The organism is Acidovorax sp. GW821-FHT10E03 (genome assembly GCF_059415205.1).
The window spans coordinates 20,176-45,406 of the sequence record NZ_JBWKMU010000018.1; the positions used below are offsets into that span (position 1 = coordinate 20,176).

Here is a 25,231-nt window from a genome sequence, read left to right on the forward strand (position 1 = left end):
ATGCGCGCCGCGCCCGGAGCCTTGCTGCTGGCGCTCGCCTTCACGGCGGGTGCGGCGCGGTGCGCCGGGTTCGGGCCTCCCGCCGGAACGCTGGCCGTGCACCCACTGCCCTTGGCCGTGCCCCCCGGCGCGCTGTCGCCGCTGCTGTCGTCCACGCTCTACCGCAGCGGGGACGCGGCACCGGCCTACTACCTGGGCGCGGGCGTGGGCATACCACGGCTGCAGATCGCGGACTCCCCCGGCGCCACGGCCTGGAAGGTGGTGCCTGACACGGACTGCGCCCACCTGGAACCGGTGCCCGTCGCAGCGCTGCGGGCACCGGCCGTGCAGCCCGTCATGGTGCGGCAGAACCCGCTGCCCATGGACTGCGCGGCCGCATTCGAGGGCAGTTGCACCAGCCGCGACGGCCAGCTGCGCATCGCCACCACGTTCCAGGGCACGCACCGCAAGGCCCGCGTGGGCGGCGGCTTCTTCGGCACCGAAGGCCGCATCGACAGCACTTTCTATACGGGCGTGCGCACCCTGGCCATCGAACACCGGCCAACGGGCCGGATGCTGCGCATGCAGGAAAGCCTGTCCGACACCAATGGCTACAGCGCACCACAGACCGCGGTCCGCTACCTGCCCGAGTTGCGGCGGGTGCTGCTGCTGGGCGCAGCGCAGGAGCGCGGCGTGCCGCTGGCCCACTGCATCGCGCTGCCGGCCGATTGAGCCCGCGGGCCGTCCGCCCCCGCCTCAGCTGACCAGCGCCCGCATCCAGTCAGGCAGTTCCGTGGCCTTCTGCTGCGGAAAATCCACCCAGATCGTCGTGGCGCCGCCCGCGGCGCAGACCACGCCCGGCTGGTCCGCCCGCTCCATCGTGCCCCAGGTCTCGAACGTGGTGCGGCCCGGATCGCTCACATAGAGCTTGAGCAGCACGTCGGCCGGGTATTCGAGCTGGCGGTAGAAGTTGCAGAAGGCGTTGACGATCACCGGACCCTGCCCGTGCGGGTCGGGGTTGCAGCCCACGGACACCATCCAGTCGATGCGCGCCGTTTCCAGGTAGCGGAAATACACGGTGTTGTTCACATGGCCCATGGCGTCCATGTCGCCCCAGCGCACGGGAAAGCGCATTTCATGGACGAGTTTCTTGACCTCAGGGATTTCGATCTTCATCGTTGACTCAGTTGTTTGCACGATCACGGCCTACGCAGCTGGCGCGCCCCACCCAACACCCGTGCCACCGTGGAACTGGCCCTGCCAGACCGCGGGGTGGAGCCTCCCTCAGGGAGAAGGCGCGCAGCGACTCAGGGGGAACCTATACCGCAAAACCGTCGTCCGCCGCAATGACCGCGCCGTTGATGAAATGGCTCTGGTCGCTGGCCAGCATCACCAGCAGCGCATCCAGGTCTTGCGCGTTGCCCACGCGCTTGCGGGGCAGCATGTCGATGAGCTTCTTGCCCTGCTCGGTGTTCCAGTGGTGGTGGTTGATCTCGGTGTCGATGTAGCCGGGGCAGATCGCGTTCACGTTGATGCCGAACTTGCCCCACTCCATGGCCATGGCCTTGGTCATCTGCACCACGGCGGCCTTGCTCATGCAGTAGGCGCCGATCTGCGGCAGCACCTTGAGTCCGGCCATCGAGGCGATGTTGATGATGCGCCCGCCCGTGAAGCTGCCCGGCGCCGCACCGCGCGAGCGCGCCAGCATGCGCTTGCCCACCTCCTGCGCGACGAAGAACGCACCCTTCACGTTGGTGTCGAAGATGAAGTCGTAGTCCTCGGGCGTCACGTCCTGGATGCGCTGCGTGGTGCTCACGCCCGAGTTGTTCACGAGGATGTCGATGGAGCCCATCTCCGTCTCGGCATGCGCCACGGCGGACTTGATCGAGGCATGGTCCGTCACGTCGAGTTCGATCACATGGGCATCGCCGCCCTCGCCTTCGATGCGTGCGCGCAGTTCCTTGAGCTTTTCCACCCGGCGGCTGGCCAGCACCACCCCGGCGCCGGCGCGGGCCAGCGTGCGGGCGAACTGCGCGCCCAGGCCGCTGGAGGCGCCCGTGATGAAGGCCACGCGGCCGGACAAGTCGATGCTGTAAGCCATTTAGAGTTTCCCCACTGATCAAAATAGAACGGTCGTTCGATTGTCTCTATTCCGTGAATACAATCAGTCGCCAGCCAGACAGGGCATTGCACCCTGCTCTGTAGAAAATAGCCCATTATCAAACGCCCGACGAGAAGCCCATGACAAACGAAGAAATCATCGCCCAGTATGGTCCCCGTGAATCGATGGAATACGACGTGGTGGTCGTTGGCGGCGGCCCCGGCGGCCTGGCCACCGCGATCCGCCTGAAGCAGCTGGCCGCTGAAAAAGGCCAGGATGTCTCGGTGGTGGTGCTGGAAAAAGGCTCCGAGCCCGGCGCGCACATCCTCTCGGGCGCCATCATGGACCCCAAGGCGCTCTCCGAGCTGATCCCCGACTGGAAAAAACGCGGCGCCCCGCTGAACCAGCCGGTGACCGATGACGCCTACATCTTCCTGTCGGAAAAGTCGGGCTTTCGTGTCCCCAACGTCTTCCTGCCGCCGTTCGCGCAGAACCACGGTAACTACATCGTTCGCCTGGGCGACGTGACCAAGTGGATGGCCGAGCAGGCCGAGGCGCTGGGCGTGGAGATCTTCCCCGGCTTCGCGGCCGCCGAGGTGCTCTACAACGACAACGGTTCCGTCAAGGGCGTGGCCACCGGCAACATGGGTGTCGGCAAGGACGGCGAGCCCACCGAGAACTTCCAGCTGGGCATGGAACTGCTGGGCAAGTACACCGTGTTCGCCGAAGGCGCACGCGGCCACCTGGGCCGCCAGCTGATCGCGCGCTACAAGCTGGACGCAGACCGCGACCCGCAAAGCTTCGGCATCGGCGTGAAGGAGCTGTGGGAGATCGACCCCAAGAAGCACCAGCCCGGCTTCGTGATGCACACCGCCGGCTGGCCCATGGAGAACGACACCTACGGCGGCGCGTTCCTGTACCACCTGGACGACAACAAGGTCGCGCTCGGTTTCGTGACCGGCCTGGGCTACCAGAACCCCTACCTCAGCCCGTTCGAGGAATTCCAGCGCTGGAAGACGCACCCGAACGTCCGCTACTACTTCGAGAACGACAAGGGCGAGATCACCGCCAAGCGCCTGTCGTATGGCGCGCGCGCCATCAACGCCAGCGGCATCAACGCCCTGCCCAAGACCATCTTCCCGGGCGGCGCGCTCGTGGGCTGCAACGCGGGCTACCTGAACGTGGGCCGCATCAAGGGCAGCCACGCCGCCATCAAGACCGGCATGCTGGCCGCGGAGGCTGCCTACGACGCCATCGTGGCCGGCCGCCAGCACGACGAACTCAAGGCCTACCCCGAGGCATTCGAGGCCAGCTGGCTCTACACCGAGCTGAACAAGGACCGCAACTTCAAGAACTGGTTCAAGTACGGCCTGACCACGGCCACGCTGATGAACGGTTTCGAGCAGTTCGTGCTGCGCGGCCACATCCCCTGGACGCTGCACCGCGACAAGCCCGACCATGCCTACTTGAAGCCCGCGGCCGAGTGCAAGCCCATCGTCTACCCCAAGCCCGACGGCAAGCTGACCTTCGATCGCCTCTCCAGCGTCTTCATCAGCAACACCAACCACGAAGAGAACCAGCCCGCCCACCTGACGCTCAAGGATGCGAGCGTGCCGGTCAACATCAACCTGGCCAAGTACGCCGGCCCCGAGGCCCGCTACTGCCCGGCGGGTGTGTACGAGTTCGTGCCCGACACCGCCAAGGGCGGCGATGCGCAACGCCTGCAGATCAACGCGCAGAACTGCGTGCACTGCAAGACCTGCGACATCAAGGACCCGACGCAGAACATCGTGTGGGTCACGCCCGAGGGCGGCGGCGGCCCCAACTACTCGGGCATGTAACTATAAAAATCATAGCGCCTTGCGCTTGATGGGCCTGCGCTGCAGGCCTTTTTTTATTGGATTTTCCAAACTCAAACCGCTGCACGAACGAGCTGGAACTGCCCCATGGCCTGCGCCAGCCGGTGCGCCTGGTCCTGGAGGCTCTGCGCGGCCGCCGCGCCCTCTTCCACCAGCGCGGCGTTCTGCTGCGTCATGTGGTCGAGCTGGTCCACCGCCTGGCTCACCTGGCCGATCTGCGTGCTCTGTTCGGTGCTGGCTTCGTTGATCTCGGACATCAGCGCAGTCACGCGCTCCACGCTGCGGACGATGTCGTCCATGGTGGAGCCCGCAGTCACCACCAGCCTCGCGCCGTCGCTCACCTTGCCCACGCTGTCGGCGATCAGCGCCTTGATCTCGCGCGCCGCGTTGGCGCTGCGCCCGGCCAGGCCCCGCACCTCGCTGGCCACCACGGCGAATCCGCGGCCCTGCTCACCGGCACGGGCCGCCTCCACCGCCGCGTTCAACGCCAGGATGTTGGTCTGGAACGCGATGCCGTCGATGATGCCCACGATGTCGGCGATCTTCTGGCTGCTGGCATTGATCTCTTCCATCGTCGTGACCACCTGGCCGACCACCTCGCCACCTTTGCTGGCCACCCCCTTGGCATTGCGCGCCAGCGCATGGGCCTGGCCGGTGCTGTCGGCATTGGCCGCCACCATCTGCGCCAGCTGGGCAATGCTCGCCGCCGTCTGCTGCAGGCTGCTGGCCGCATGCTCGGTGCGCGCGCTCAGGTCGGTGTTGCCCGCCGCCACCTCGGAGCTGGCCACGTGGATGGAATCGCCCGCATCGCGCACCTCGGTCACCACATAGTGCAAGGACTCGACCATGGCATTGAGCGCGGTGAGCAACTGCCCGATCTCGTCCGTGCGGCGGGTCTCCAGGTGCACCGTGAGATCGCCGTTCGCCACCTGCGCGGCGGCCTCGCACGCCTGGCGCAGCGGCAGCACGATGGAGCGCCGCAGCAGCCACCCGAACAACCCCGACAGGCCCACCACCACCAGCACGGCGATGGCGCTGATCCATTGCGCGCGCAATGCGTCGGCGACCATGGTGTCGGCCGCCGCCAGCGATGACTGCTCCGACGCATCGAGCAACAGGTCGATCGCCTGCAGGTAGCGCGTGAGCGCTGCGGCATGGTCCTGCAGCTCCTTCTGGCTGATCACCTTGGACTCCAGGGCGTTCTGCACCAGCGTGTCGCGCAGTGCCGCGTATTGCTGGCGCTGCGCCTGGGCCGCCGCCCACAGGGGCTTGGTGTGCTCGGCGGTGGAAGCACCGGCCAGCGCCGCCTCGATGCGCCCGCGCATGGCGTCTTCATCCGCCAGCTGCTTGCGCAGCTCGGCCACCAGGGGGAAAACGTCGGACGACACCGTGGCGCGCAGCGCGATCTGGCCGATGGTGACGGACTGCGTCTTCCAGTCGCGCACCGAGCGCTCGATGGGCAGCTGCTCACCCGCAAGCAGAGCGGCCTGGCGGCGGGTGCCCTCGCCTGTCATCCAGGTCATCGCACCCAGCAGGGCCACCGCGCAGCCCAGCAGGCCAAAGCTGGTGGCGAGCTTCTGGCCCACGCTCAGGTTGCGCCGCCGGGGGGGCGCCGCGGTGCCGCCGCCGCCGGCGGTGCGCGCCGACGCCTGGGCCCGTGGCGAAGCCCTTGCCTGGGCGGGCAACGCCGACGCGGTGGTGGCAGGCAGATAGCTCATGAAAATCCCTTCCCTGGTTCAACATGCGCCCCACGGGGGCGGCTGGCGTGCAGGAACGCAAGCGCCGTGCCTGCCCCTGGCCGCGGCGTTCCTGCCCCGGCTCAATGCGCCGCACATTCCCCATAGCCGCCGCCGCCGGGCGTGGAGATCTCGAACACATCGCCCGGCTCCATGAGCGCGGCGCCGATGTGGCCCAGTTCCTCAACCTGACCATTGGCGCGCAGCACCCGGTTGGACCCGGCGCGGCCCGGCTGGCCGCCTGCCATGCCAAAGGCGGGATTGAGCCGGCCGTTGGACAGGATGCTGGCGGTCATGGCCTGCAGAAAGCGCACGCGCCGCACGCCGCCATCGCCGCCGGCCCAGCGCCCGGCGCCGCCGGACCCGCGCTGGATCTCGTAGCTGTCGAGCACCACCGGGAAGCGGAACTCCAGCACCTCGGGGTCGGTCAGGCGCGAGTTGGTCATGTGGGTCTGGACCACGCTGGTGCCGTCGAACCCGCGCACCGTGCGGCCCGAGGCATCGAACACCGCGCCCGCGCCGCTGCCGCCGGCGATGGTTTCGTAGTACTGGTACTGCGCGTTGCCAAAGGTGAAGTTGTTCATGGTGGGCTGGCTGCCCGCCATCACGCCCAAGGCGCCGAACAGCGCATTGGTGATGCAGGTGGAGGTCTCCACATTGCCCGCCACCACCGAGGCCGGCGGGTTGGGGTTGAGCATGGAGCCCTGCGGGATGAGGACCTGCAAGGGCTTCAAGCACCCGGCATTGAGCGGAATGTCGTCGTCCACCAGCGTGCGGAACACGTACAGCACCGCGGCCATGCACACTGCACGCGGCGCGTTGAAGTTGTTGGTCTGCTGCGCGCTGGTGCCCGCGAAGTCGATCACCGCGCTGCGCTCGGCCACGTTGACCTTGACCGATACGCTGATCTGCGCGCCGTTGTCGAGTGGCAGGGTGAACTGCCCGTCCTTGAGCTGCGTGATCACGCGGCGCACCGATTCTTCGGCGTTGTCCTGCACATGGCGCATGTAGGCCTGCACGACGGGAAGGCCGAACTGCTCCACCATCTTCGCGAGCTCCTGCACGCCCTTTTCGTTGGCCGCGATCTGCGCGCGCAGGTCGGCCAGGTTCTGCTCTGGGTTGCGGCTCGGGTACGCCGTGGTGCCGCCGCCCGTGGCCAGCAGGGTGCGCACCTCCTCTTCCAGGAAGATGCCGCGGTCCACCAGCTTCACGTTGTTGATCTGCACGCCCTCTTCGTCGATGCGCGTGGAAAACGGCGGCATGGAGCCCGGCGTGGTGCCGCCGATGTCCGCATGGTGGCCCCGGCTGCCGACGTAGAACGTGGGCTCAGCGCCTTCGGCCACGTACACCGGCGTGATCACCGTCACATCGGGCAGATGGGTGCCGCCATGGTAGGGGTCGTTGAGCATGAACACATCGCCGGGGTGCATCTTGCCGGTGTTCTCGCGGATCACGGTCTTGATGCTCTCGCCCATCGAACCCAGGTGCACCGGCATGTGCGGCGCGTTGGCGATCAGGTTGCCGGTGGCATCGAACAGCGCGCAGCTGAAGTCCAGCCGCTCCTTGATGTTCACCGAGTACGCGGTGTTCTGCAGCTGCAGGCCCATCTGCTCGGCGATGTTCATGAACAGGTTGTTGAACACCTCCAGCAGCACCGGGTCCACCGTGGTGCCGGCGGCGTACTGCACCTTGCGCGCGGTCACGCGGTCCAGCACCAGGTGGTCCAGGTCGGTCAGGCGCGCCGACCAGCCCGGCTCCACCACGGTGGTGGTGTTCTTCTCGGCAATGATCGCGGGGCCGGGGACCACGTCGCCGGGGCGCAGGTCCTCGCGCACCACCAGGGCTGCGTCGTGCCACTCGCTGCCCGAATACATCTTCACCGTTTCGCGCAGCGGGTGCTTGCGGTGGGCGTGCACCGGCAGGCGCGGCTCTGCGGGCGCATCGCCGGCGATCACCGCCTCGACCGACACGGCCTCCACCACCAGGCCCTTGCCCACCATCAGGAAGGCAAAGCGCTGGCGGTACGCCGCTTCGAAGGCGGACTGGATGGCCGCCATGTCGCCAAAGGGCACGACCAGCGCGGAGTCGGTGCCTTCGTAGCGCACATGCACGTTGTGGCGCACCTGCACCGGGTTGGCACTGACCTGCTGGCGCTCCAGCTCGGCCTGGGCGGCAGAGCCCAGCGTGTCCAGGCGCTCGGCGATCAGAGGCAGCACCTCGGCGGCCAGCGGCATCTCCACCGCCTGCTCGCGGATCACGTTCTGGTCCGCCAGGCCCATGCCGTAGGCACTGAGCACGCCCGCCAGCGGGTGCACGAACACCCGCGTCATGCCCAGGGCATCGGCCACCAAACAAGCATGCTGGCCGCCCGCGCCGCCAAAGCATTGCAGCGTGTAGCGCGTGACGTCGTAGCCGCGCGCCACGCTGATCTTCTTGATCGCGTTGGCCATCTGCTGCACGGCGATCTGGATGAAGCCTTCGGCCACTTCCTCGGGCTTGCGCCGGGTCTGCGTGGCGATGTCCTGAAAACGTTCGCGCACCGCGTCGGCGTCCAGCGTCTCATTGGCGGCCGGGCCGAACACGCTGGGGAAGTAGCGTGGCTGCACCTTGCCGACCATCACGTTCGCGTCCGTCACGGCCAGCGGGCCACCCCGGCGGTAGCTGACGGGGCCGGGGTTGGCACCCGCGCTCTCCGGGCCCACGCGGAACCGCGAGCCGTCGTACGCCAGCACCGAGCCGCCGCCGGCCGCCACCGTGTGGATGCTCATCATGGGCGCGCGCATGCGTACACCCGCCACATGAGTCTCGAACTCGCGCTCGAACGCACCGGCGTAGTGGCTCACGTCGGTGGACGTGCCGCCCATGTCGAAGCCGATGACCTTCTCGTGCCCCGCCAGGCCCGCCGTGCGCGCCATGCCCACGATGCCGCCCGCCGGGCCGGACAGGATCGCGTCCTTGCCCTGGAAGGTGCCCGCATCGGTCAGGCCGCCCGACGACTGCATGAAGAACAGCTTGACGCCCGGCATCTCGCTGGCCACCTGGTCCACGTAGCGGCGCAGGATGGGCGAGAGGTATGCATCCACCACCGTGGTGTCGCCCCGGCTCACGAACTTCATCATGGGGCTGGTTTCATGCGATGTGCTGATCTGCGTGAACCCCACCGACAGGGCGATGCGCTGCGCCGCCTTTTCGTGCTGCGCGTAGCGGTAGCCGTGCATGAACACGATGGCCACGCTGCGCAGGCCGCGCCCATAGGCGGCCAGCAGGTCGCCCCGGAGCGTGGCTTCATCCAGCAGCTGCAGCACGTCCCCCCGGGCGCCCATGCGCTCGCGGGCCTCGATCACGTCGCTGTACAGCAGCTCGGGCAGCTGGATGTGGCGGTCGAAGAGGCGTGGGCGGTTCTGGTACGCGATGCGCAGCGCGTCGCGAAAGCCGCGCGTGGTGACCAGCAGCGTGGGCTCGCCCTTGCGCTCCAGCAGCGCGTTGGTGGCCACCGTGGTGCCCATCTTCACGCACTCCACTTGCGCTGACGTGACCGGCTCGCCGGGTTTCAGCCCCAGCAGGTGCCGTATGCCCGCCACCGCCGCGTCCTTGTACTGCTCGGGGTTTTCGGACAGCAGCTTGTGGGTGGTGAGCGACCCATCGGGCCGCTTGGCCACGATGTCGGTGAAAGTGCCGCCCCGGTCGATCCAGAACTGCCAGCGGTTGCCAGCCGGTGCGGTGGTCACTGTAGAGGGAACTTGCATGGTGATGAGACTCACTGGTTAACGTTGAAAGTAGTACGGAATGAAAATCTTGTTGGCCTCATTGCCGACGGACTGCACCCACTCGCGGGAGAAGCGTTCTCCCAGGCGCCGGAGTTCGGAGTCCAGCTCGGCAGGGGCGCGGTCCACCTTGATGCCCCTGCGCTGAAGTTCGGCCACCGACTCTTCGGCCACCGCCGCGCTCAGGGCCCAGCCGCGCGCCTCGGCCTGCGCGGCGGCCTGGACCACCGCCTCGCGCACGCTGGCGGGCAGCGCATCGAAGGCCTGCTGGTTGACAAAAACGATGTTCTTGGGAAACCAGGCGTTGATGCCGTAGTACTGCCGGATCTGGCCCCAGACCTGGTTTTCCACCCCGGTCAGGGCCGAGGTGATCATGGAGTCGAGCTTGCCCGCCGACAGCGCCTTGTTGACGTCGACCATGGGCACATCCACCGGCGTGGCGCCCAGCATTTGCGCGATGCGCACCGTGGCGGGGTTGTACGTACGCATGCGGGTGCCCTTGAAATCGGCCGATGAGCGCACGGGTGCAACGCTCAGGAGCCCCTGCGGCGGCCAGGGCACGGCGTACAGCGCCTTGATGCCCTTGGCCGCAAGGTGCGTGTCGATCAAAGGCCGCTGCAGGTCCCACAGGCGGCGCGCATCGGCATAGCTGTGCACCACGAAGGGCACGGCATCGGCCCCGGCGATGGGCATGTCTGCCACCAGGCTGGTCATGATGGTCTCGCCCGCCTGGGCCTTGCCGCCCTGCACTGCGGCCGGAATGTCCGCCAGCCTGGCCAGCGTGTTGTTGGCGTGCACCTCGATGCGCAGGGCGCCTGAGGATGCGCGCTCCACATCCTGCGCAAACTGGACGATGTTGCGCGTGTGGAACGACTCCACCCGGTAGCCGGTGGCCAGCTTCCACTGTGTCTGGGCGTGCAGCGCCGGGGCCACGGCGAGCGCGGCCAGCAAGACCATCTTCATGGCAAGCTCCTGTTGGGGGATGAGGGGCCGGCGCGGGGGCCGGCAGACACAGGGGAAAACGGGCCGACGCAGGCCGCGGTTGCTACTTCGGCTGGCCCATCACGAGGTCAGGGACGATGGTGACGATCTGCGGGAAGACCGTGATCAGGCCGATGCACACCACCAGGCACAGGAAGAACGGTATGGCTGCCTTGGCGATCAGGTTGCTGTCCTTGCCGGTCATGTTCTGCAGCACGAAGAGGTTGAAACCGACGGGCGGCGTGACCTCGGCGATCTCGACCAGCAGGATCACGAAGATGCCGAACCAGATGAGATCGAACCCGGCCTTCTCGACCATGGGCATTACGACCGCAGCGGTCAGCACGATCATGCTGATGCCGTCGAGCGCGGTGCCCAGCACCAGGTACACGCCCACCAGGCAGGCGATCAGCGCGTAGGGCGACAGGTGCATCGAATCGACCCATTCGGCCAGCTCGCGCGGTATGCCGGTAAAGGCCATGGTCTTGGTGAGGAACGCGGCGCCCGCCAGGATGAACATGATCATGCAGCTGGTGCGCGCCGAGCCCGCCAGGCCTTCCTTGAAGTTCTGCCAGGTCAGCGCCCTGCACCATGCGGCCAGTGCCAGGGCACCCACCACACCGTAGGCCGCGCACTCGGTGGCCGTCGCCCAGCCGGCCACCAGGGACCAGCAGATGAACACGATCAGCAGCGCACAGGGAATCAGGTTGCGCGACAGATACAGCTTTTCGCGGAAGGTGGTGGGCGGCTCGTCGGCAGGCATGAGCTGCTTGTTGCGCACGGACCACCAGGCGATGTAGCCCGAGAACAGCAGCATCAGCAGCAAGCCGGGCAAGAAGCCCGCCAGGAAGATGCGGATGATGGAGGCATCGGCCGCCACGGCGTACACCACCATGGTGATGGACGGCGGAATCAGGATACCGAGCGTGCCTGCCGTGGCCAGCGAACCGATCGCGATGCTCTCGTTGTAACCGCGCTTCTTGAGCGCAGGCAGCGAGACCTTGGCGATGGTGGCGCAGGTGGCCGCCGACGAACCCGACACCGAGCCGAAGATGCCGCAGCCCAGGATGGTGGTGTGGAACAGCCGGCCGGGCACACGGCTCAGCCAGGGGGCGAGGCCGCTGAACATGTCCTCGCTCAGCCGGGTGCGAAACAGGATCTCCCCCATCCAGATGAACAGGGGAAGCGCCGCCAGCTCCCAGCTCGCGTTGCTCTCCCAGAAGGCCGAAAAGAGGTTCAGCCCGGGCTGGCTGCTGGTGAAGAAGGCCTGGCCGACCCAGCCGCAGATGGCCAGCGTCATGGCGATCCAGACACCGCCGGACAGCATGAGCAGCATGAGCAGCAACAGGAAGGCGCCGATGGAAAGAATGTCCATGGGGATGCTCCTTAAAGATCCGAAGAAAAGTCGCCCTTGGCGTGGCGCTCTTCCACCAGCCGCACAAAGGTAGGCACGCCGCCCTGCACCACGATCCACCACTCATCGACCACGGCGACGAGAAAGAGCACGGAGCCCAGCGCAAAGCTCATCTGCGGGATCCAGATGGGAATCGCCCACAGGCCCTGGGCCAGTTCCTTGAACTGCCAGCTTTCGTAGGTGAAGACACAGGCCCACCAGGTGAGGTAGCCGATGGCCACGGCCGCGACGGTCAGGCAGGCCACCTCGTACTTGCGGCGCGTGGCGGGAGACAGCTTCTCCAGCACCAGCGTCACGCGCACGAAATCGCCGTGCTTGAAGGCATGGGCCATGGTCAGGAAGGCCGCTGCGGCACACAGCCAGGCCACCACGTCGTTGATGGCGCCGGTCGGAAAGCCGAACTGGCGCCCGAGCGACTGGACCACCATCAGCACGCAGATGACGGCGATGCAGGCAGCCCCGACGGCGCCGGCGGCCAGGTACGCGCCGTCCAGCGCGCGCCGCAGCACGTGCGGCGGCATGGCCAGGGCCGGGGGCGCATCGCCCGCAATGGCCGATGTAGGAGGCATGAGGGACATGGCGGCCTGCTCACTTCTTGCCGTTGTAGGCATCGATGACAGCCTTGCCGTCATCGCCCGCGGTCTTGATCCAGTCGGCCGTCATGCGCTCACCCACGGTCTTGAGCTCCTTCTTGAGGTTCTCGGCGCTCACGTCCACCTGCATGCCCTTGGCGGCCAGTTCCTTGAGGTACTCCTGGTCCTTTTGCTCGCTCAGCGCCCAGCCGCGCTGCTCGGCAATCGCGGCCTGCGCCAGCACCGCGTCCTGCGTGGCCTTGTCCAGGCTGTCGAAGGCCTTCTGGTTCACCACCACGGCATTGCGCGGCAGCCAGGCCGCCACGCCGTAGAAGTACTTCACGCTTTCGTAGAGCTTGCTGTCCACGCCGCTGGCGCTGGAGGTGAGAAAGTTGTCCACGGTGCCCGTGGCCAGCGCCGCCGACAGCTCGGCCAGCTGGATCGTCACCGGCTGCGCGCCGATGAGGTTGGCGATGACCGACGTGGCCGGGTTGTAGGCCCGCATCTTGGTGCCCTTGAGGTCCTTGAGGGCCGTGACAGGCTTCACCGAATACAGGCTCTGCGCCGGCCATGGCACGGTGTAGAGCAGCTTCATGCCCTGTGCCCCCAGCGTCTTGACCAGCAGCGGGCGCGAGGCCTGGTCCAGGCGCTTGGAGTCCGCATAGCTCGTGGCAAGGAACGGAATGGAGTCCACACCGTAGACCGCCGCCTCGTTGGCAGCGCCGGAAAGGATGAACTCGCCGATCGCCACCTGCCCGGACTGCACGGTGCGCTTGATTTCATTGGCCTTGAACAGCGATGCGTTGGGGTGCACCGTGATCTTGAGCTTGCCGCCGCTGGCCTTGCCTACGTCCTGCACGAACTGCTGCAGGTTCTGCACCTGGAAGGTGTTGACGGCATAGCCCGAGGGCAGGTCCCACCTGGTCTCGGCATGGGCCAGGCATGCGGCGGCCGCGGCGCACAGGCCGAACATCATTTTCTTCATGGGGAAACTCCTTGGTTAAAAGCTGGCGAGGTGGTGATTGAGAAGGTCGGTGACCAACATGCACCCTGGGGAATGGGTGATGCAGAACGCGGGCTGGGCGTTCAGGATGGCGGACTGTGGCGTGACGCCGCAGGCCCAGAAGACAGGGATCTCGCCGGGCATCAGCGGCACGGCGTCGCCGTAGTCGGGTTCTGCGATGTCCGCAATGCCGATGAGCGCAGGGTCGCCGATGTGCACCGGCGCGCCATGCACGTTGGGAAAGCGCGATGTGACCTGCACCGCACGGATCACGTCGGCCGCAGGCATGGGCCGCATGGAGACCACCATGGCGCCCCCGAAGGGCCCTGCCGGCTGCGTGGCAATGTTCGTGCGGTACATCGCCACGTTCTTGCCTTCGTTGATGTGGCGCAGGCTGATGCCGGCCTCCTGCAGCGCGGACTCGAACGAGAACGAGCAGCCGAGGATGAAGGTCACGAGGTCGGGGCGCCACAGGTCGGCGATGTCTGCGACCTCCTGCGTGAGCTCGCCGTGGCGCCAGACGCGGTACTGCGGCACGTCGCTGCGGATGTCGATGCCGCCCCCGAGCGTGGGCAGCGCGAACTGGCCGGGCTCGCTCACCGCCAGCACCGGGCAGGGCTTGGGGTTGCGCTGACAAAAGCGCAGGAAGTCGCCCGCCTGCACTTCAGGCAGGATCACCAGGTTGCCCTGCACCCGGCCATGGGCCAGGCCGCTGGTGTGTGATGCCCAGCCGCCTCGCCGGATCACGCTGCGCACATGGACGGGGTCGTCGATGCCCTCGGACCCAAAAACCGCCAGCGCTTTTTCTTGAACTGAATCCACCGTGTTTCCTTGTCGTGGGAAATGCCATTCGTCTGGCGTTGGGCGGATTGTGTTGGGGGGCGGCAGGCGCTGGCAAATTCAAAAAATTTTGCTCAGGTCATCGATTTTCTCGATGCACTTCATTGGGGCAAGGGGAACCAAGTTGGTGCCAAGGGATTACCCTGATATCCGCTTCAGGGTTAACCCCAGGGTGTTGTGGAGCACCCGCCACGGGGACGGTTGCGATGGCGACACCGAGGCACTGCGGCATCCGCAGATGCATGGCCCTGGGCCGTGAAGTGGCACGCCTGTGCTAGGGTGCCCTGTGCCTCTTAGGACCGCGGGGCGCTGCTTCTTTTGCGGGGGGTGCGGGTGGGCCCCTTGGGCCCCGGCTGGATGTTCTCGATGAAGTCGATCGAGGAGCGAACGATGGCTTCCATCGCGGGCGAGGAAGGATCCTCGCGGTAGCTCACGTGGATGGGCAGGGGCTTGAGCACGGTGTCGCACGCCAGGGCACGCAGGTCTGGAAACGCCAGCATGCGTTCCACCGCCAGGCGCGGCAGCGTGGCCACGCCGAAGCCGCCCTGCACCAGCTGCACCATCGCCGAAATGGACGACACCGTGTGCACGCGGCGCGGCTCCACCTGCGCATTGCGAAAGGTGTCGAGCAGGTACACGTGCGGCTGCGAGCCGCGCTGGAAGGTGAGGATGTCCGTGTCGGCAAAATCATCGAGCACATAGCGGCGCTTGCGGTGGATATTGCCGTTGCCCACGAACACCATCTCCATGGGCGTCACCGCCTGGCTGCGCATGCCGTCGGCCGATGCAGGCAGCGCCGCGAACACGACGTCGAGCGAGCCCCGCCGGATCTGATCGAGCAGCACGGGCGTGGACTCGACCGTGAGCTCGAGCTCCAGCAAGGGGTTGTCCTTGCGCAGCTGCTCCACCCATGGAATGAGCCAGGAGTGCAGCACCGATTCGATGGCGCCGAGCCGGATCGACACCTCCAGCGGCCCGCCCGATCCCATCTCGGTCTTGAGCTGGCGCTGCAGCTCCAGCATGCGCTTGGCGTAGGTCAGAAACCGCGTGCCGGCCACGGTGAGCTTGAAGTGCTTGTCGCGCCGGTCCAGCAGCAACACACCCAGCTCCTCCTCCAGCGCGGCGATGCGGCTGGACATGGCCGACTGCGTGAGAAACAGCTTTTCCGCGGCGCGCGTGACACTTTTGAGGGAGGCCACCCAGTAGAAGGCTTCGACGAAACGCAGGTTCATGGCGAGGGGTCCCAGGGCATCACTGACGAATGGCTGACGGGGCGCGCGCACCGCCGTGGTGCGCAGGAGCGCGCCAGGCTGGGCGGCGTCATGCCGTCCAGTGCAAAAACGGCGCCATTCTGCAACGGCCGACTCCACAGCACTTTTTGCCGGCAGGAAAAAAGAGGCCACGGCGCAACGCCTGGTGACCCAGGGCATGGCGCGCCGCGCGCGCCGCCAGCGCAGTGCATCGACGACACGGATCAGGACCATCGATGTCCGAACCCCTCCCTCTGCACTGCAGCGCCACGTCGAGGCGAATCAGCCCGCAAACAGTGGCAGGTCTGCCTTCTTGAGCGTGCGCAGCACGAAGCTCGAGCGGCTGTGGCGTATGCCCTTGATCTTGTAGAGCTTCTCGCGCAGCAGGCGCTCGTAGTCGCGCGTGTCCTTGACCACGATGCGCAGCAGATAGTCATAGTCGCCGGAGACCAGATGCGCCTCGATCACCTCGGGAATGCTGGCCAGCGTTTCGCCAAACTTTTCAAGCGTGTTGTCCGAATGGCTGTCCAGCGTGACCTGCACGAGCACCGTGTCCGCCAGGTCCAGCGACTGCGGGTTGATGCGCACGGTGTAGCCCTGGATGACACCGGCCTCTTCCATCTTCTTGATGCGGCCCCAGCACGGCGAAGCGCTCAGGCCCACCGCCTGGCCGATCTCCTGCAGGCTGGCACGGGCGTTGCCCTGAAGCACAGCGAGAATTTTTCTGTCAAGACGATCCATGGCCACAATTATTCATGAATATCACCATATGCAGCAAATTTTTCTGCAAACTTGAAAATTCAAGCGAAACATGGAAAGAACTGCTGCGCCTCGCAGCGCATACTTTGGACATCAAGGCGCTCTTACCGGAGCGCACAAACTGACAGGGCCCCGGACTGGTTACCGCCAGACCGGGGCGCTTGACAAGCAAGCACCTACCTTCGCGGCCGCCCGGCTGCCCCTTCCCCCCTCCCCCTTGCCTGGCCCAGGCCAGCAGCCTGCCTTTGTCGCCCCGGCGACGATTGCCTCCTTCCAGCGCGTTAATAAGCACGCTTACCAGCACAAACCCCGATGCCCGGGGCCATGCTGCAGCGCCATAATTTTCAGGACCGCCAACCCATGCTGCCAGCACCCTTTCCGCTGGTGCGTGCAAGGGGGCGCGGCAAGAAACATACTCACAGGAGACACCATGCAATTGACTTCCCTCGCTGCGGGCCTGGGCCTTGCGCTCGGCTTGATGGCCACCGCCAGCGCGCAGACCACCACGCTCAAGATCGGCTACGCCACGGCGCCCGATTCGCACTACGGCGTGGGCTCCAAGGTCTTCTGCGACGAAGTCGAGAAGGGCACGCAGGGGCGCTACAAGTGCCAGTACTTCCCCAACTCCGCGCTGGGCGGCGAGCGCGAGCAGATCGAGGCCATCCAGCTCGGCACGCAGGACCTGGTGAACACCTCCACCGGCCCCGTGGGCAATTTCGTGCCCGAAGTGAAGATCGTGGACATCCCCTTCCTGTTCCGCGACTACGACCATGCGCGCAAGGTGATGGACGGCCCCATCGGCCAGGACATCCTGACCAAGTTCCCGAGCAAGGGCATCATCGCGCTGGCCTGGACGGAGAACGGTTTCCGCCACATGACCAACAGCAAGCGCGACATCGTCAAGCCCGAGGACGCCAAGGGCCTGAAGATGCGCACCATGGAGAACAAGGTGCACATGGACGGCTACCGCACCTTCGGCATCCTGCCCACGCCCATGGCCTTCCCCGAGCTGTTCGGCGCCATGCAGCAGGGCACGGTGGACGGCCAGGAGAACCCCATCCCCGTGATCCTGTCGGCCAAGTTCTCGCAGGTGCAAAAGCACCTGTCGCTCACCGGCCACGTGTACTCGCCGGCGCTGCTGCTGCTCTCGCCCAAGGTGTGGAACAAGCTCAACGATGCGGACAAGAAGGTCTTCACCGACGCCGCCAAGAGCGCCTCGGTGGCCCAGCGCAAGAAGGTCAACGACGACGAGAACAACGGCATCGCCCTGCTGGAGCAGCAAGGCATGAAGGTCACCAAGACGGTGGACGGCGCCGCCTTCCGCGAAGCCCTCAAGCCCGCCTATGTGGGCTACGCCAAGGAGTTCGGCGCCGACAACATCAAGAAGATCCAGGACGTTCGTTAACTCTTTTGAGCGACTCACACAGCCCTCCTGGCGTCGTTGTTGCGTCTTGCCGTACTGGTTGTACTCTCTGCGACGCAACGCCTTACCAGGACCGCTTCGCTGGGCTGTGTGAGCCGCTCTTGACCCGCGCCCCGCATCGCCCGGCCCACACAAGGCGCCGGGCGCTTTTGCTTTGACCCTGCACGCCCTTGTCCAATACCGTCCCGTGAAAACCTTCGAACGCTATTTTCTGGCCGCCAACCGCTGGGCATTGATCCTGCTGCTGGCGGCCATGTCCATCATCATCTTCACCAACGTGGTGATGCGCTACGTCACCCATAACTCGCTCGAATGGGCCGAGGAGGTGTCGCGCCACATGATGATCTGGCTGACCTTCCTGGGCGCCGGCCCCGTGCTGCGCTATGGCGGCCACATCGCGGTGGAGAACCTGCAGGATGCCCTGCCCCGCGCGGGCGCCATCGCCCTGCGTGCCGTGGTCGCGGCCTTGCTGTTCGCCTTCTTCGGCTTCATGGTCTGGTACGGCTGGCTGTACATGCAGCGCACCATGTTCCAGATGACGGCCGTGACGCAGACCCCGTTCGCCTACATCTACAGCGCCATGCTGATCGGCGGCGTGCTGCTGATCGTGCACTTTTTGTTCATCGTGCGCGGCTACGTGCTCGACCGCAACTTTGCGGCCGATGAACACTTCGATGCGAATGCGAGTGCCTCCCTATGAGCGCGTCCATCATCCTCATCGTTTCGGCCTGCCTGTTCCTGGCCATGGGCGTGCCCGTGGCGTTTGCGCTGGGCCTGGCCACCGCGGCCACGCTGATCCTGGCCGAGAGCTACCCGCTGATGGTGCTGCTCAAGGAAACCTTCACCGGCATCGACAGCTTTCCACTGATGGCCGTGCCCTTCTTCATCCTCGCGGCCGAACTCATGAGCGGCGGCTCGCTGACCGAGGTGCTGCTGAGGTTTGCCGGGCAGTTCGTGGGCCACAAGCGCGGCGGGCTGGGCTACACCAACGTGGTCTCGCTGACCTTCTTCTCGGGCATCTCGGGCTCGGCGCTGGCCGATGCGGCGGGGCCGGGGTCGATGCTGATCCGCATGATGGACAAGGCCGGCTACGACCGTTCGTACGCGGCGGCGCTCACGGCCTCGACGGCCATCGTCGGGCCCATCATCCCGCCGTCCATCATCATGATCATCTATGCGCTGCAGGATGAAACGGTGTCGGTGGGTGCGCTGTTCGTGGCCGGCCTGCTGCCGGGCCTGCTGATCGCGGTGGCCATGTGCATCGTGAACTTCCACGTCTCCAAGAAGCGCAACTACAAGGGCGACGGCCGGATGCCGCCGCTGGCCGATATCCTGCAGACCACCTGGAAGGCGCTGCCCGCCATTTTGCTGCCGGTGGTGATCCTGGGCGGCATGCGCGCCGGCTGGTTCACGCCCACCGAGGCCTCGGTGGTGGCGGTGTTCTATGCGCTGGTGTGCGGCAAGTTCGTCTACCGCACGCTGCAGTGGAAGGCGCTGCCCGACATCCTGGCACGCTCGGCCCTGCTGTCGGCCTCGGTGCTGATCATCATCGGGCTGTCGGCCGCGTTCGCGTGGATCCTGACCATCGAGGGCATTCCGCAGCAGATGGCCGACTGGCTGGTGGGCATGAACCTCTCGCCGTGGATGTTCCTCATCATCGTGAACATCTTCCTGCTGCTGTTCGGCATCTTCATCGAGCCGCTGCCGGGCGTGATGGTGCTGGCGCCCATCCTCGCGCCCGTGGCCGTGAAGCTGGGAATCGACCCCATCCACTTCGCGATGGTGGTGATCTACAACCTCACGCTGGGCATGATCACGCCGCCCGTGGGCGGGCTGCTGTTCGTCACCTGCAACGTCTCGCGCGTACCGATGTCGCAGCTGGTGCGCGAGCTGGTGCCCTTCCTGTGGGCGCATGGCGTGGTGCTGGTGGTGCTGACCTTCATCCCGCAGCTGTCGACCTGGCTGCCGAAGGTGCTCGGGTTCATCAAATAGCGCCTGCGCGGCTTCTTCCAGCGGATATACTGGCGGCCGTCAGGAGAGAGCCCCTTCCCATCAACGAAAGGGGCCGCCGAAGGCGCAGGCAGCAGCCGAACGCTCAGGCAAAAGGACTGGCAACCGCCCGCAGTGATGCGGGCGTTCCCTTGCTGGAGAGAGATGGACCGTGCAGCACGGCACCCATCCACCGAAGGAGCAAGCCGCGCGGCCAGCCAGGGCGCTGCGGTGAATCTCTCAGGTAAAGCGGACAGCAGGGCAAATCCCGCGACCCATGGGGCCGCGGCCACCATTTGCCCCGGAGTCCGCCTTGACCACCCCTACCGCCCCGCTGCTGACCACCCCCCTCAACGCCCTGCACACCGAGCTGGGCGCCCGCATGGTGCCGTTTGCGGGTTACTCCATGCCCGTGCAGTACCCTGCCGGCCTGATGGCCGAGCACCTGCACACGCGCAACGCGGCGGGTTTGTTCGACGTCTCGCACATGGGCCAGCTCAAGCTTGTCGGCCCCGGCGCCGCTGCCGCGTTCGAAACCCTGATGCCCGTCGACGTGATCGACCTGCCCGTGGGCAAGCAGCGCTACGGCCTGCTGCTCACCGACGAAGGCACGGTCATCGACGACCTGATGTTCTTCAACCAGGGCAATGACACCCTGTTCGTCATCGTCAACGGCGCCTGCAAGGTAGGCGACATCGCGCACATCCAGGCACGCATCGGCCAGCGCTGCGACGTCATCCCCATGCCCGACCACGCCCTGCTGGCGCTGCAAGGCCCGCAGGCAGTCACCGCCCTGGCGCGCCTGGCACCCGGCGTCGAAAAGCTGGTATTCATGACGGGTGGCGACTTTTCCATTGCGGGCTGCGACTGCTTCGTGACCCGCAGCGGCTACACCGGGGAGGACGGCTTCGAGATCTCGGTGCCCGCGTCCCAGGCCGAAACCCTGGCACGCGCGCTGCTGGCCCAGCCCGAGGTCAAGCCCATCGGGCTGGGCGCCCGCAACTCGCTGCGCCTGGAAGCCGGCCTGTGCCTGTACGGCAACGACATCGACACCACGACCACCCCGCCCGAGGCGGCGCTGAACTGGGCCATCCAGAAGGTGCGCCGCACCGGCGGCGCGCGCGCGGGCGGCTTCCCCGGTGCCGACAAGGTGCTGTCGCAGATCGACAACCCCGCCAGCCTGCAGCGCAAGCGCGTGGGCCTGGTCGCGCTAGAACGCGTGCCCGTGCGCGAGCACACCGAACTGCAAGGCCCCGACGGGCAGAAGATCGGCGAAGTGACCAGCGGCCTGCTAGGTCCCACCGTGGACAAGCCGGTGGCCATGGGCTACGTGGCGCCAGCCTTTGCCGCCATCGGCACGCGCGTCAACGCCATCGTGCGCGGCAAGGCCGTGCCCATGGAGGTGGTGTCCATGCCGTTCACGCCCGCGCGCTACCACCGCGGCTGAGCCTCTGCAACGGCCCGAGCCCGGCTAAAGTGGCGGCTGGCATCGGCACTTTTTCTGTTTACCCCTTTTTTTGGAGCTTCCCCCATGACCATCAAGTATTCCAAGGACCACGAGTGGATCGACATCTCCGACCACGAAGCCGCCACCGTGGGCATCACGCTGCATGCCCAGGACGCCCTGGGCGACGTGGTCTTCGTGGACCTCCCCGAGGTCGGCACGACCTTCACCCAGGGTGACGTGGCCGGCGTGGTCGAGTCCGTGAAGGCCGCGGCCGACGTATACATGCCTGTCACCGGCGAAGTCGTCGAAGTGAACGAAGCACTGCGCGCCGACCCCTCGCTGGCCAACAGCGATCCCATGGGTGCCGGCTGGTTCTTCAAGGTCCATGTGACGGACATGCTGCAGTTCGATGCGCTCATGGACGAACCCGCCTACGCCGAGTTCGCCAAGAACGCCTGACCCTCCGATGCCCCGCGGCCCGGCGCCTCCCCGCCGGGCCAATGTGTTTCCTTGCACTGTGCCGCCGCCGATGACCTCCCAAGCCCCCCTGCCCACCCTCGCCGCACTCGAGAACACCACCGAGTTCCTGCCCCGCCATATCGGCATCGACGCAGCCGACGAAGCCCACATGCTGTCCGTGATCGGCGAAGCCTCGCGCAGCGCGCTCATCGAGAGCATCGTGCCGCGCTCCATCGCGCGCAACCGCGCGATGTCGCTGCCCCGGCCCGCCACGGAAGCCGCTGCGCTGGCCGAACTCAAGGCAATGGCGTCCAAGAACAAGGTTCTGCGGAGCTTCATCGGCCAGGGCTACTACGACACGCACACGCCGGGCGTCATCCTGCGCAACATTCTCGAAAACCCCGCCTGGTACACCGCCTACACGCCCTACCAGGCCGAGATCTCGCAGGGCCGCATGGAGGCGCTGGTCAACTTCCAGACCATGGTGTGCGACCTGACCGGCATGCCGATCGCCAACGCGTCCATGCTGGATGAAGCCACGGCCGCCGCCGAGGCCATGACCCTGGCCAGGCGCTCGGTCAAGAGCAAGAGCAATGTGTTCGTGGTGGCCGGCGACGCGCACCCGCAGACCATCGAAGTCATCCAGACCCGCGCCAGGCCCCTGGGCCTGGAAGTGCGCCTGGCCAACTCCGCCGAGGAATGGAACGACCTGCTGGCCGGCGACTACTTCGCCGTGCTGGCCCAGTACCCCGCCACCAGCGGCCGCATCGACGACCTGCGCGCCGATGTGGACAAGGCGCATGCCAAGCAAGCCGCCTTCATCGTGGCCGCCGACCTGCTGGCCCTGACGCTCATCACGCCCCCGGGGGAATACGGCGCCGACATCGTGGTTGGCACCACCCAGCGCTTTGGCATGCCCATGGGCGCGGGCGGCCCGCACGCCGCCTACATGGCCTGCCGCGACGAGTTCAAGCGCAGCCTGCCCGGCCGCCTGGTGGGCGTGAGCGTGGACGTGCACGGCCAGCCCGCCTACCGCCTGGCGCTGCAGACGCGCGAGCAGCACATCCGCCGCGAAAAGGCCACGTCCAATATCTGCACTGCGCAGGTGCTGCCTGCCGTGATCGCCAGCATGTACGCCGTGTACCACGGCCCGGACGGCCTGAAACGCATCGCGCAGCGCGTGGCCAGCTACACGGCCATCCTGGCCAGGGGACTCACGCAGCTAGGCGCCCCCGTGCGCCCCCAGGGCTGCTTCGACACGCTCACGCTCAAAACCGACAGCGCTACCAAATCAATAGCTGCTCGCGCAGTGCAGATGGGCGCCAACCTGCGAATCTACTTCGAGAACTACCTCTGCATCTCGCTCGACGAGACAACCACGCGCGCCGATGTCGAACTGCTGTGGAAGATCTTCGCCCAGGACGGCCAGGCCCTGCCCACCTTCGAGGCGTTCGAGCACGGCGTGGAGCCGCTGATTCCCGCCGGGCTGCGCCGCGCCAGCAGCTACCTCACGCACCCGGTGTTCAACACCCACCACTCCGAAACCGGCATGCTGCGCTACATCCGCCAGCTGTCCGACAAGGACCTCGCGCTCGACCGTAGCATGATCCCGCTGGGCAGCTGCACCATGAAGCTCAACGCCACGAGCGAGATGATCCCCATCACCTGGCCCGAATTCGCCGGCGTGCACCCGTTTGCCCCCGCCGACCAGCTCCAGGGCTACCGCGAACTGGATGAACAGCTGCGTGCCTGGCTGTGCGAAGCGACCGGCTACGCGGGCATCAGCCTGCAGCCCAACGCCGGCTCGCAGGGCGAATATGCCGGCCTGCTGGCCATCAAGGCCTACCACGAGGCCCAGGGCGAGGGCCACCGCAACATCTGCCTGATCCCCAGCAGCGCGCACGGCACCAACCCCGCCAGTGCCCAGATGGTGGGCATGCAGGTGGTGGTGACGGCCTGCGACGCCAATGGCAACGTGGACCTGGCGGACCTGAAGGCCAAGTGCGAGCTGCACAGCGCGCACTTGGCCTGCGTGATGATCACCTACCCCAGCACGCACGGCGTGTTCGAGACCCAGGTGAAGGAGCTGTGTGCCCTGGTGCACAGCCACGGCGGGCGCGTCTACGTGGACGGCGCCAACATGAACGCCCTGGTGGGCGTGGCCGCCCCCGGCGAGTTCGGCGGCGACGTGAGCCACCTGAACCTGCACAAGACCTTCTGCATTCCCCATGGCGGCGGCGGCCCCGGCGTGGGCCCCGTGTGCGTGGTGGAAGACCTCGTGCCCTACCTGCCCGGCCAGCCCGGCCGTGGCGACCAGCCCCTGGAGCCGAGCGCCGGCAAGGTCGGCCCCGTCAGCGCCGCCCCGCTGGGCAACGCCGCGGTGCTGCCCATCAGCTGGATGTACTGCCGCATGATGGGTGCCGAGGGCCTGCAGGCCGCGACCGAGACAGCCATCCTCAGCGCCAACTACATCAGCGCGTGCCTGAAGGACCACTACCCCACGCTCTACGCCTCGGCCAACGGCCATGTGGCGCACGAGTGCATCCTGGACCTGCGCGGCCTCAAGGACACCAGCGGCGTGATGGCCGAGGACGTGGCCAAGCGCCTGATCGACTACGGCTTCCATGCGCCCACGCTGTCCTTCCCCGTGCCCAACACGCTGATGGTGGAGCCCACCGAAAGCGAAACGCTGTTCGAGATCGACCGCTTCATCGACGCGATGATCGCCATCCGCGAGGAAATCCGGCAAATCGAAAATGGCGCGCTGCCGCAGGACGACAACCCGCTCAAGAACGCGCCGCACACGGCGCAAAGCCTGCTGGGCGCGCAGTGGACCCGCCCCTACGCCCGCGAGACCGCCGCCTATCCCGTGGCCGCCCTGCGCAGCAGCAAGTACTGGTCGCCCGTGGGGCGCGTGGACAACGTGTGGGGCGACCGCAACCTGGCGTGCAGCTGCATCCCGGTGTCCGACTACGCCTGACCGCGTGCGGTGCCTTGAGCGCCGCGACCAGCACTCGCAGCGCTTGCGGACCTGCCGCGCCGGAACCGCGCATCCGGCATTTGCCCGACTTGGCTGCGGGGGGCGACACGCGCCGCCGTACCAGCTCAGCGCAAGTACTTCGCTGCAGTACGAAGTATTGGCGAAATAGCAAGGTCGTAGTGCTGGGTGACCACCGATGATGGTGCCTCTGCCTCCTTGGGAGGGGGCAGCATTGGTCCAACCTCGAATATTCAAAAGCGGCAGGGGTCATCGGCAGCGACTGCGGAGCTGAGACCAGTGGTACAACTAGTGACTAGTGGAGGGATCGGTGTGTACCGCTTTCTTCCAGCGCGAGAGTCAGTTCCCGCAAAAATAAGCTGCCAACTAACGGCTCCCCCTCCGTCGTGGACAGCCCATCTCGCCATCCATGCGCACCGGGTTGCCAAAGGTCGCAGCCTACCAAACACAGCAGCCGGCACATTCACACCGTGAAGCCGATCACCGCGTAGTTCTACCTCAAGTGGCAGCGATCCGTGCGGTGATACGCCATAGCGCGGCCAACGACTGGCACTATTGCTGCGTGCGCTTGCAACGCTTGCTGTGTACCGGCAGGCAGATAGCGACGAAAGCAACGGCTAGCGAGGTGACGAGCACGCACAGAATCGGCCCGAAGCG

19 protein-coding genes and 2 riboswitches are annotated in these 25,231 nt (G+C 66.5%); of the genes, 8 read left to right on the top strand and 11 right to left on the bottom strand.

Translation table 11 applies throughout. The features are described 5' to 3' along the window. Window positions 1-711 (top strand): hypothetical protein, encoded by a 711-nt coding sequence (locus tag AC07OD_RS26365; RefSeq protein ID WP_494598392.1) that lies wholly within the window; start codon window positions 1-3, stop codon window positions 709-711. A 24-nt stretch (window positions 712-735) separates the two neighbouring features. Here the strand turns inward: AC07OD_RS26365 and AC07OD_RS26370 are convergent, their stop codons facing one another. Together AC07OD_RS26370 and AC07OD_RS26375 are read right to left on the bottom strand one after the other, a co-directional pair. Continuing rightward, on the bottom strand, window positions 736-1,155 hold the full coding sequence (locus AC07OD_RS26370) for an acyl-CoA thioesterase (protein ID WP_218338716.1): 420 nt from the start codon (window positions 1,153-1,155) through the stop codon (window positions 736-738). A 142-nt stretch (window positions 1,156-1,297) separates the two neighbouring features. Next, the gene (locus tag AC07OD_RS26375; protein WP_218295210.1) at window positions 1,298-2,080 is read right to left on the bottom strand and encodes an SDR family oxidoreductase; all 783 of its coding nucleotides are present in this window, start codon (window positions 2,078-2,080) and stop codon (window positions 1,298-1,300) included. Window positions 2,081-2,220: 140 nt separating this feature from the next. Between AC07OD_RS26375 and AC07OD_RS26380 the strand changes: the two genes are divergently transcribed. Beyond that, window positions 2,221-3,921, top strand: coding sequence for an electron transfer flavoprotein-ubiquinone oxidoreductase (locus tag AC07OD_RS26380; protein WP_218295211.1), 1,701 nt, complete (start codon window positions 2,221-2,223; stop codon window positions 3,919-3,921). A 71-nt stretch (window positions 3,922-3,992) separates the two neighbouring features. On the opposite strand, the gene AC07OD_RS26385 is transcribed toward AC07OD_RS26380, so the two are convergent. The 9 genes from AC07OD_RS26385 to AC07OD_RS26425 form a co-directional block, all read right to left on the bottom strand. Beyond that, on the bottom strand, window positions 3,993-5,657 hold the full coding sequence (locus AC07OD_RS26385; RefSeq protein ID WP_494598393.1) for a methyl-accepting chemotaxis protein: 1,665 nt from the start codon (window positions 5,655-5,657) through the stop codon (window positions 3,993-3,995). 101 nt (window positions 5,658-5,758) lie between these two features. Continuing rightward, entirely contained in the window at window positions 5,759-9,421 is a 3,663-nt protein-coding gene (locus AC07OD_RS26390; RefSeq protein WP_494598394.1) for a hydantoinase B/oxoprolinase family protein, read from the bottom strand. Window positions 9,422-9,439: 18 nt separating this feature from the next. Then, window positions 9,440-10,402, bottom strand: coding sequence for a TRAP transporter substrate-binding protein (locus AC07OD_RS26395; protein WP_218295214.1), 963 nt, complete (start codon window positions 10,400-10,402; stop codon window positions 9,440-9,442). 82 nt (window positions 10,403-10,484) lie between these two features. Further along, window positions 10,485-11,795 (bottom strand): TRAP transporter large permease, encoded by a 1,311-nt coding sequence (locus tag AC07OD_RS26400; protein WP_218295215.1) that lies wholly within the window; start codon window positions 11,793-11,795, stop codon window positions 10,485-10,487. 11 nt (window positions 11,796-11,806) lie between these two features. Next, window positions 11,807-12,355, bottom strand: coding sequence for a TRAP transporter small permease subunit (locus AC07OD_RS26405; protein WP_218295339.1), 549 nt, complete (start codon window positions 12,353-12,355; stop codon window positions 11,807-11,809). A gap of 67 nt (window positions 12,356-12,422) precedes the next feature. Beyond that, window positions 12,423-13,391 carry a TRAP transporter substrate-binding protein gene (locus AC07OD_RS26410; protein WP_218338719.1) on the bottom strand — a complete coding sequence of 323 codons (969 nt, stop codon included), beginning with the start codon at window positions 13,389-13,391 and terminating at the stop codon, window positions 12,423-12,425. Window positions 13,392-13,406: 15 nt separating this feature from the next. Further along, window positions 13,407-14,207: a putative hydro-lyase gene (locus tag AC07OD_RS26415; RefSeq protein WP_255590900.1), complete on the bottom strand. Its 801-nt coding sequence runs from the start codon at window positions 14,205-14,207 to the stop codon at window positions 13,407-13,409. 335 nt (window positions 14,208-14,542) lie between these two features. Continuing rightward, entirely contained in the window at window positions 14,543-15,481 is a 939-nt protein-coding gene (locus tag AC07OD_RS26420) for a LysR family transcriptional regulator (RefSeq protein ID WP_255590818.1), read from the bottom strand. Between the two features lie 300 nt (window positions 15,482-15,781). Further along, window positions 15,782-16,240 (bottom strand): Lrp/AsnC family transcriptional regulator, encoded by a 459-nt coding sequence (locus tag AC07OD_RS26425; protein ID WP_218338721.1) that lies wholly within the window; start codon window positions 16,238-16,240, stop codon window positions 15,782-15,784. A gap of 448 nt (window positions 16,241-16,688) precedes the next feature. Between AC07OD_RS26425 and AC07OD_RS26430 the strand changes: the two genes are divergently transcribed. The 6 genes from AC07OD_RS26430 to gcvP all read left to right on the top strand — a co-directional run bounded on the left by AC07OD_RS26430 (window position 16,689) and on the right by gcvP (window position 24,556). Beyond that, entirely contained in the window at window positions 16,689-17,663 is a 975-nt protein-coding gene (locus tag AC07OD_RS26430; RefSeq protein ID WP_218295219.1) for a TRAP transporter substrate-binding protein, read from the top strand. A gap of 205 nt (window positions 17,664-17,868) precedes the next feature. After that, entirely contained in the window at window positions 17,869-18,381 is a 513-nt protein-coding gene (locus AC07OD_RS26435) for a TRAP transporter small permease (protein WP_494598395.1), read from the top strand. Beyond that, on the top strand, window positions 18,378-19,673 hold the full coding sequence (locus AC07OD_RS26440) for a TRAP transporter large permease (protein WP_494598396.1): 1,296 nt from the start codon (window positions 18,378-18,380) through the stop codon (window positions 19,671-19,673). Before AC07OD_RS26435 ends, AC07OD_RS26440 begins: the two co-directional genes overlap by 4 nt. 30 nt (window positions 19,674-19,703) lie before the next feature. Beyond that, window positions 19,704-19,802, top strand: a riboswitch (glycine riboswitch). 13 nt (window positions 19,803-19,815) lie between these two features. After that, window positions 19,816-19,937: riboswitch (glycine riboswitch) on the top strand. Between the two features lie 10 nt (window positions 19,938-19,947). Next, window positions 19,948-21,117 (top strand): glycine cleavage system aminomethyltransferase GcvT, encoded by a 1,170-nt coding sequence (gene gcvT, locus AC07OD_RS26445; RefSeq protein WP_218338722.1) that lies wholly within the window; start codon window positions 19,948-19,950, stop codon window positions 21,115-21,117. An 84-nt stretch (window positions 21,118-21,201) separates the two neighbouring features. Then, entirely contained in the window at window positions 21,202-21,576 is a 375-nt protein-coding gene (gcvH, locus tag AC07OD_RS26450) for a glycine cleavage system protein GcvH (protein ID WP_218295223.1), read from the top strand. A gap of 70 nt (window positions 21,577-21,646) precedes the next feature. After that, on the top strand, window positions 21,647-24,556 hold the full coding sequence (gene gcvP / locus AC07OD_RS26455) for an aminomethyl-transferring glycine dehydrogenase (protein ID WP_494598397.1): 2,910 nt from the start codon (window positions 21,647-21,649) through the stop codon (window positions 24,554-24,556). Window positions 24,557-25,231 lie beyond the last annotated feature (675 nt).

Bases quoted from the DNA above. Each gene is read 5' to 3' on its own strand.
- AC07OD_RS26420 (WP_255590818.1), bottom strand. From the start codon at position 15,481: ATGAACCTGCGTTTCGTCGAAGCCTTCTACTGGGTGGCCTCCCTCAAA.
- gcvT (WP_218338722.1), top strand. From the start codon at position 19,948: ATGGGGCCGCGGCCACCATTTGCCCCGGAGTCCGCCTTGACCACCCCT.
- gcvH (WP_218295223.1), top strand. From the start codon at position 21,202: ATGACCATCAAGTATTCCAAGGACCACGAGTGGATCGACATCTCCGAC.
- AC07OD_RS26390 (WP_494598394.1), bottom strand. From the start codon at position 9,421: ATGCAAGTTCCCTCTACAGTGACCACCGCACCGGCTGGCAACCGCTGG.
- AC07OD_RS26400 (WP_218295215.1), bottom strand. From the start codon at position 11,795: ATGGACATTCTTTCCATCGGCGCCTTCCTGTTGCTGCTCATGCTGCTC.
- gcvP (WP_494598397.1), top strand. From the start codon at position 21,647: ATGACCTCCCAAGCCCCCCTGCCCACCCTCGCCGCACTCGAGAACACC.
- AC07OD_RS26380 (WP_218295211.1), top strand. From the start codon at position 2,221: ATGACAAACGAAGAAATCATCGCCCAGTATGGTCCCCGTGAATCGATG.
- AC07OD_RS26365 (WP_494598392.1), top strand. From the start codon at position 1: ATGCGCGCCGCGCCCGGAGCCTTGCTGCTGGCGCTCGCCTTCACGGCG.
- AC07OD_RS26375 (WP_218295210.1), bottom strand. From the start codon at position 2,080: ATGGCTTACAGCATCGACTTGTCCGGCCGCGTGGCCTTCATCACGGGC.
- AC07OD_RS26410 (WP_218338719.1), bottom strand. From the start codon at position 13,391: ATGAAGAAAATGATGTTCGGCCTGTGCGCCGCGGCCGCCGCATGCCTG.
- AC07OD_RS26425 (WP_218338721.1), bottom strand. From the start codon at position 16,240: ATGGATCGTCTTGACAGAAAAATTCTCGCTGTGCTTCAGGGCAACGCC.
- AC07OD_RS26395 (WP_218295214.1), bottom strand. From the start codon at position 10,402: ATGAAGATGGTCTTGCTGGCCGCGCTCGCCGTGGCCCCGGCGCTGCAC.
- AC07OD_RS26385 (WP_494598393.1), bottom strand. From the start codon at position 5,657: ATGAGCTATCTGCCTGCCACCACCGCGTCGGCGTTGCCCGCCCAGGCA.
- AC07OD_RS26440 (WP_494598396.1), top strand. From the start codon at position 18,378: ATGAGCGCGTCCATCATCCTCATCGTTTCGGCCTGCCTGTTCCTGGCC.
- AC07OD_RS26370 (WP_218338716.1), bottom strand. From the start codon at position 1,155: ATGAAGATCGAAATCCCTGAGGTCAAGAAACTCGTCCATGAAATGCGC.
- AC07OD_RS26430 (WP_218295219.1), top strand. From the start codon at position 16,689: ATGCAATTGACTTCCCTCGCTGCGGGCCTGGGCCTTGCGCTCGGCTTG.
- AC07OD_RS26405 (WP_218295339.1), bottom strand. From the start codon at position 12,355: ATGCCGCCGCACGTGCTGCGGCGCGCGCTGGACGGCGCGTACCTGGCC.